This is a genomic window from Micrococcus sp. KRD128 (genome assembly GCF_017168395.1).
Taxonomy (GTDB): Bacteria; Actinomycetota; Actinomycetes; order Actinomycetales; family Micrococcaceae; genus Micrococcus; species Micrococcus luteus.
On the sequence record NZ_JABFAX010000015.1, the window covers coordinates 415,840 to 417,636 of the forward strand.

Annotated in this window: 1 pseudogene; it reads left to right on the forward strand. The window is 70.0% G+C overall.

Annotated features, from left to right (window positions below):
* Positions 1 to 71: 71 nt before the first annotated feature.
* Positions 72 to 1,797, forward strand: a pseudogene (locus J1M44_RS11750) (DNA polymerase III subunit alpha); the annotation flags it as partial.

Genomic DNA, 1,797 nt, shown 5'->3' on the forward strand with positions numbered 1-1,797 from the left:
TGCTTTATATAATTGACATTGAGTACGCGAGGATGGGCAGCTTTTTTTTTTTTTTTTTTTTTTTTTTAGATGTGTATAAGAGACAGCCCCGGCTCGAGGCCACCCGCCGCCTCGCCGAGGCCTGCGCGCTCGACCCCGAGACCGACCTCGGCTGGGGCGTGCCCCGCGTCCCCGAGGCCGCCGTCATCGGCATCGACGGCCCCCCGGAGCACGTGCTGCGCGAGCGCACCCGCACCGGCCTCCTCGCCCGCTACCCCCACCTCCACACCGGGGGAGGCCTCCCCGGCACCAGCCAGGCGGCCCGGGACCTGCAGGACCGCGCCGAACACGAGCTCGGCATCATCACCCGACTCGGCTTCTCCTCCTACTTCCTCACCGTGGCCGCCGTCGTCGACCTCATCGAGGGCATGGGCATCCGCGTGGCCGCCCGCGGCTCCGGCGCCTCCTCGCTCGTCAACCACGCCCTGCGCATCTCCCATGTCGACCCCATGGCCAACGGCCTGATCATGGAGCGCTTCCTCTCCACCGACCGCTCCACCCTCCCGGACATCGACATCGACGTGGAGTCCGCCCGCCGCCACGAGATCTACCACGCCGTCGTCGAGCGCTTCGGCGCCGAGCGCACCACCCTCATGAGCATGCAGAACGCCTACCGGGCCCGCGGCGCCGTCCGCGACGCCGGCCTCGCCCTCGGCATGCCCGAACCCGAGGTGGACGCCATCGCCAAGCAGCTCTGGCGCTTCTCCGCCTCGAACTTCCGCGAGGCTCTCCAGCGCATGCCCGAACTCGGCGGCCTCTCCCGCCGCATCGAGTCCGGCCGCGCCGAGGGCGACCGCCAGCTGGACCTGCTCGTCGACCTCACCGAACGCCTCGACCGCCTGCCCCGCCACATCTCCATGCACCCCTGCGGCGTCATCCTCGGCGACGCCGCCCTGCTGCACCGCACCCCCGTCCAGCCCTCCGGCATGGGCCTGCCCATGAGCCAGTTCGACAAGCACGACATGGACCCCATGGGCTTCCTCAAGCTCGACATCCTCGGCGTGCGCATGCAGTCCGCCATCGCCTACACGATCGCCGAGGTCGAACGCACCACGGGCGAGCACATCGACCTCGAACAGGTGCCCCTCGACGACGCCGCCACCTACGCGATGATCCGCACCACCCACACCCTCGGCTGCTTCCAGATCGAGTCCCCGGGCCAGCGCGAACTCGTCGGCAAGCTCGCCCCCCACGAGTTCAACGACCTCACCGTGGACGTCTCCCTCTTCCGCCCCGGCCCCATGCAGTCCGACATGGTCCGGCCCTTCCTCGAACAGCGGCACGGCTGGGCACCCGCCCACTACCCGCACCCCGACCTGCGGCCCGTCCTCGCCGAGACCCACGGGGTCACCGTCTTCCACGAACAGGTCCTGCGCACCATGGACGTCATGACCGGCTGCGGACTGGCCCGCGCCGACGAGCACCGCCGCCTCCTCGGCGGCCCGCAGGAACACCTCGTCGAAGAGGCCTTCCGCACCGGCGCCCTCGCCCGCGGCTACTCCCTCGACGTCATCGACGAAGTCTGGGCCACCCTCTCCGCCTTCGGCTCCTTCGGCTTCTGCAAGGCCCACGGCGCCGCCTTCGCCGTCCCCACCTACCACTCCGCCTGGCTCAAGACCCACCACCCCGCCGCCTTCATGGCCGCCATCCTCGAACACGACCCCGGCATGTACCCCGCCCGCCTCATGGTCGCCGAGGCCCGCCGCATGGGCATCCCCGTCCTGCCCGTGGACGTCAACGCCTCCTCCCGCCACGTCC